A 5,104-nucleotide genomic window follows, 5' to 3' on the forward strand; every position below is an offset into this window, starting at 1 on the left:
CCGCCGAAGTCAGCCGCGGCGCAGGTCGGGCGGGGTGGCCTCGGCGGAGAGCTCGCCGACGAGCGCGTCCAGCCCCGCGGTCCGGGTGGCCTTGTCGCCGAGGCGGCGGACCGAGACGGTGCGCTCCTCGACCTCGCGGCCGCCGCAGGCGAGGATCACCGGCACCTTGCCGACGGAATGCTCGCGGACCTTGAAGTTGATCTTCTCGTTGCGCGTGTCGGCCTCGGCGCGCACGCCGGCGGCCTGCAGCGCGTCCACCACCTCGTGCACGTACCCGTCGGCGTCGGACACGATGGACGCCACCACCACCTGGCGCGGCGCGAGCCAGAACGGCAGCTTGCCCGCGTGCTCCTCGATCAGGATGCCGATGAAGCGCTCGAAGCTGCCGAGGGTAGCGCGGTGCAGCATGTAGGGGCGGTGCTTGGCGCCGTCCTCGCCGATGTAGGTCGCGCCGAGCCGCTCGGGCAGGTTCGGGTCGACCTGGAACGTGCCGCACTGCCAGGTGCGGCCGATCGCGTCGGTGAGGTAGAAGTCGAGCTTGGGCCCGTAGAACGCGCCGTCGCCCGGCTCGAGCGTGTAGGTGCGCCCGGTGGCGCGGATGGCGCTCTCGAGGGCGTTCTCCACGTGGTCCCAGCTGGCGTCGGAGCCGACGCGCTTTTCGGGGCGGGTGGCGAACTTGATCTCGAAGGTCGGGAAGCCGAGGTCCTCGTAGATGCCGGCGAGGAAGTTGATGAACCGGGCGCATTCCGCCTCGATCTGGTCCTCGGTGCAGAAGATGTGGGCGTCGTCCTGGGTGAAGCCGCGCACCCGCATGATGCCGTGCAGCGCGCCCGAGGGCTCGTAGCGCGAGCACGAGCCGAACTCGGCCAGCCGCAGCGGCAGGTCGCGGTAGGACTTCAGCCCCTGGTTGAAGACCTGGACGTGGCAGGGGCAGTTCATCGGCTTGAGCGCGTTGATCGCCTTCTCCTGCGCGTGCTCCTCGTCGACCTCGACGATGAACATGTGGTCCTGGTACTTGTCCCAGTGGCCCGAGGCCTCCCAGAGCTTGCGGTCCACGACCTGGGGGGTGTTGATCTCGCGGTAGCCGCCGGCGCGCTGCTTGCGGCGCATGTAGTCCTGCAGCGTGGTGTAGACGGTCCAGCCGTTGGGGTGCCAGAACACCTGGCCGGGCGCTTCGGCCTGCATGTGGAACAGGTCCATCTCGCGGCCGAGCTTGCGGTGGTCGCGCTTCTGGGCCTCCTCGAGCCGGTGCAGGTGGGCCTTGAGGGCGTCGCGGGTGAGGAAGGCGGCGCCGTAGATGCGCTGGAGCATGGCGCGCGAGGAATCGCCGCGCCAGTAGGCGCCGGCGACCGACATCAGCTTGAAGGCGTCGCCCGGGACCTGGCCGGTATGCTGCAGGTGCGGGCCGCGGCAGAGGTCCTGCCAGTCGCCGTGCCAGTACATCCGGATGGGCTCGGAGCCGGGGATGCTCTCGATCAGCTCGACCTTGTAGGGCTCGTCGTTGTCCCGGTAATGGGCGATGGCGCGGTCGCGCTCCCAGGTCTCGGTGCGGACCGGGTCGCGCTTGTTGATGATCTCGCGCATCTTCTTCTCGATGGCGCCGAGGTCTTCGGGGGTAAACGGCTCGGCGCGGTCGAAATCGTAGTACCAGCCGTGCTCGATCACGGGGCCGATGGTGACCTTCACGTCGGGCCAGATCTCCTGCACGGCGCGGGCCATGATGTGGGCGAGGTCGTGGCGCACGAGCTCGAGCGCAGGCGCCTCGTCCTTCATCGTGTTGATGGCGATGGCCGCGTCGGCCTCGATCGGCCATTGCAGGTCCCAGTGCGCGCCGTCGACCTGCGCGGAGATCGCCTTCTTGCCGAGCGAGGTGGAGATGTCGGCCGCGACCTCGGCGGCGGTGACGCCGGCGGGGTACTGGCGCGCGTTGCCGTCGGGAAAGGTGAGGGTGATGGGGGACTGGTCGAGGCTCATCGGCCTGGCTCCTCGTCGGTTTGGCGCCCACGGAACGCCCGGTTGCGGGTTATGTCGTGGCCCCAGATGAGCCGCGCGCGCGGCGGCGTCAACCCTCGGGGTTGCGGCGCGGCGGCGGGCGGGGAATGTTCGGGCGCGCGAAACGGCCGGGAGGAGACGGGCATGGAGTGGCTGACGACACCACAGGGGCGGCGCATCGCCTATCACCTGAGCGCCGGCGAGGGGGTGCCGGTGGCGTTCCTCGGCGGCTTCCGCTCCGACATGGCGGGCACCAAGGCGCTGCATCTCGAGGCCTGGGCGAAGGCGCAGGGGCGGCCGTTCCTGCGGTTCGACTATTCCGGCCACGGCGAGAGCGAAGGCGACTTCACCGACGGCTGCATCGGCGACTGGGCCGACGACGCCTTCGCCGCGCTGGCGCTGCTGGAGCGGCCGGCGATCGTGGTCGGCTCCTCGATGGGCGGCTGGATCGCGCTGCTCGCGGCGCGCGAGCGGCCCGAGCTGGTCGCGGGGCTCGTCACCATCGCCGCCGCGCCGGACTTCACCGCGAGCATGTGGGAGGAATTCGGCGAGCACGCGCGCGACGAGCTGCGCCACGAGGGGCTGACGCTGCGGCCGTCCGAGTACGGCGACCCGTACCCGATCACCATGCGCCTCATCGAGGACGGCCCCGCCCATTTCGTGCTCGCCACGCCGCTGCGGCTGGCGATGCCGGTGCGGATGCTGCAGGGCACGGCCGATGCCGACGTCAGCCGCGACACCGCGCTGCGTCTGCTCGATCACGCCGACGGCGAGGACCTGCGGCTGACGCTGGTGAAGGGCGCCGACCACCGCTTCTCCGATCCCCCCTGCCTGGCGCTGATCGAGGCGGCGGTCGCGGAGGTCTCGGCGGCGCTTTAGGTCACCGTCTGGCGCACCTGGTATCGCGGCTCGGCCCAGAGCTTGCGACCCATAACGTCGGCGAGGATCTCGACGGCGCGGTCGATGTCGGCCTCGTCGAGGTAGAGCGGCGTGATGCCGAAGCGCATGATGTCGGGAGCGCGGAAATCGCCGATCAGCCCATGCGCGATCACCGCCTGCATCGCCGCATAGCCCTCGGGGTGGGCGAACGACACCTGGCTGCCGCGCGCCGAAGCGTCGCGCGGGGTGACGAGGGTCATGTCGGGGCAGGCGGCCTCGACGCCGGCGATGAAGCGGTCGGCGAGCACGCCGGCGCGGGCGGCGACGGCGGCCATGTCGACGACGTCGTAGGCGTCGAGCGCGGCCTCGAGCGCGGCGAGCTGGATCATCGGCGGCGTGCCCACGCGCATCCGCTCCACGCCCTCGCCGGGGCGGTAGCCGATGTCGAAGGCGAACGGCGCCTCGTGCCCGAGCCAGCCCGACAGCGCCGGGCGCGCAACCTCGGCGTGGCGCGGCGCGACGTAGATGAAGGCCGGCGCGCCGGGGCCGCCGTTGAGGAACTTGTAGCTGCATCCGACCGCGAAGTCGGCGCCGCCGCCGGCCACGTCGACCGCGAGCGCGCCCGCCGAATGCGCCAGGTCCCAGATCGCCAGCGCGCCGGCCTCGTGGGCGCGGGCGGTGAGCGCGGGCATGTCGTGGCGCCGCCCGGTGCGGTAGTCGACCTCGGTGAGCATCAGCACGGCGACGTCCTCGTCGATCGCGTCCGCGACCGCCTCGGGCGCGACGAGGCGCAGCTCGTGGCCCGCGCCGAGGCTCTTCACCAGCCCCTCGGCCATATAGAGATCGGACGGGAAATTGCCGGTGTCGGACAGGATCACCTTGCGGCCGGGGCGCATCTCGAGCGCCGAGGCAAGCGCCTGGTAGACCTTGATCGAGAGCGTGTCGCCCAGCACGACGCTGCCCGGCTCCGCCCCGATCAGCGCGCCCACCCGGTCGCCGACGCGGCGCGGCGCGGCCATCCAGCCGGCGCGGTTCCAGGCGGTGATGAGCATCTCGCCCCACTCGTCCTGCACCATCGCCGCCAGCCGCCCGGGCACGGCGCGGGGCAGGGGGCCGAGCGAGTTGCCGTCCATGTAGACCACGCCCTCGGGCAGCGCGAACAGCGCCTTCGTCTCGTCAAACCGGCTCATCCATCCCTCCCGCGTGATCCGGCGGCGACACTGGACCGCGCGCCCGGCCGCCGCAAGCCGGCTGCCGCGCGGGCATGACGCCGCGTCGCTTGTAGACGCTGCGTCACCGCGCTAGTCACACGCGACGCTAGAACAGCCGGAGTGGAGGGACGACGCCAATGCGGATCGGGTCACCGAAGGAAGTCATGGCCGGAGAGGCGCGTGTCGCTCTGACACCGGCCTCGGCGAAGGAGTTGCAGAAACTCGGCCATGCGTGCGTGATCGAGACCGGCGCGGGCCTCAGGGCCGGCTTCACCGACGCCGCCTACGAGGCCGCCGGCGTCGAGATCGCTGCGAGCGCCGAGGCGCTGTGGGACGTGGCCGACATCGTCGCCAAGGTCCGCCCGCCGACGCCGGACGAGCTCGGCCGCACCCGCGAGGGACAGCTCGTCATCTCGTTCTTCTACCCCGCCCAGAACGGCGACCTGCTCGACCTCGCCAAGGACAAGGGCGCCTCCGTCATCGCGATGGACATGGTGCCCCGCATCAGCCGCGCGCAGAAGATGGACGCGCTCTCCTCGATGGCCAACATCGCCGGCTACCGCGCGGTCATCGAGGCGGGCAACAACTTCGGCCGCTTCTTCACCGGCCAGGTCACCGCCGCGGGCAAGGTGCCGCCGGCCAAGGTGCTGGTGGTGGGCGCGGGCGTCGCCGGGCTCGCCGCGATCGGCACCTCCACCTCGCTCGGCGCGATCACCTACGCCTTCGACGTGCGCCCCGAAGTGGCCGAGCAGATCGAGTCCATGGGGGCCGAGTTCGTCTACCTCGATTTCGAGCAGAACCAGGACGGCGCGGCGACGGGAGGCTACGCCGCGCCCTCGAGCCCCGAGTTCCGCGAGAAGCAGCTCGAGAAGTTCCGCGAGCTCGCCCCCGAGATGGACATCGTCATCACCACCGCCCTGATCCCCGGCCGCGACGCGCCGGTGCTCTGGACGAAGGACATGGTCGAGGCGATGAAGCCCGGCTCGGTGATCGTCGACCTCGCCGCCGAGCGCGGCGGCAAT

Annotated in this window: 4 protein-coding genes; 2 read left to right on the forward strand and 2 right to left on the reverse strand. The window is 71.3% G+C overall.

What is annotated here, in order from left to right:
* Nucleotides 1-9: 9 nt before the first annotated feature.
* Nucleotides 10-1,974 (reverse strand): threonine--tRNA ligase, encoded by a 1,965-nt coding sequence (thrS, locus tag OG2516_RS15460; protein WP_007256650.1) that lies wholly within the window; start codon nucleotides 1,972-1,974, stop codon nucleotides 10-12.
* A gap of 162 nt (nucleotides 1,975-2,136) precedes the next feature.
* On the opposite strand from thrS, the gene OG2516_RS15465 reads away from it, so the two are divergent.
* Nucleotides 2,137-2,871 carry an alpha/beta fold hydrolase gene (locus OG2516_RS15465; RefSeq protein ID WP_007256651.1) on the forward strand — a complete coding sequence of 245 codons (735 nt, stop codon included), beginning with the start codon at nucleotides 2,137-2,139 and terminating at the stop codon, nucleotides 2,869-2,871.
* On the opposite strand, the gene kynU is transcribed toward OG2516_RS15465, so the two are convergent.
* Entirely contained in the window at nucleotides 2,868-4,061 is a 1,194-nt protein-coding gene (gene kynU, locus OG2516_RS15470) for a kynureninase (RefSeq protein ID WP_007256652.1), read from the reverse strand. The two genes, OG2516_RS15465 and kynU, sit on opposite strands and share 4 nt — an antisense overlap.
* Before the next feature lie 158 nt (nucleotides 4,062-4,219).
* On the opposite strand from kynU, the gene OG2516_RS15475 reads away from it, so the two are divergent.
* Nucleotides 4,220-5,104: Re/Si-specific NAD(P)(+) transhydrogenase subunit alpha (locus OG2516_RS15475; RefSeq protein WP_040615934.1), on the forward strand; the 885-nt coding region annotated here is incomplete at its 3' end.

Origin of the sequence: Oceanicola granulosus HTCC2516 (assembly GCF_000153305.1) — a bacterium.
Taxonomy (GTDB): Bacteria; Pseudomonadota; Alphaproteobacteria; order Rhodobacterales; family Rhodobacteraceae; genus Oceanicola; species Oceanicola granulosus.

Coding starts and splice junctions, on each gene's coding strand:
- thrS (WP_007256650.1), bottom strand. CDS start 1,974: ATGAGCCTCGACCAGTCCCCCATCACCCTCACCTTTCCCGACGGCAAC.
- OG2516_RS15465 (WP_007256651.1), top strand. CDS start 2,137: ATGGAGTGGCTGACGACACCACAGGGGCGGCGCATCGCCTATCACCTG.
- kynU (WP_007256652.1), bottom strand. CDS start 4,061: ATGAGCCGGTTTGACGAGACGAAGGCGCTGTTCGCGCTGCCCGAGGGC.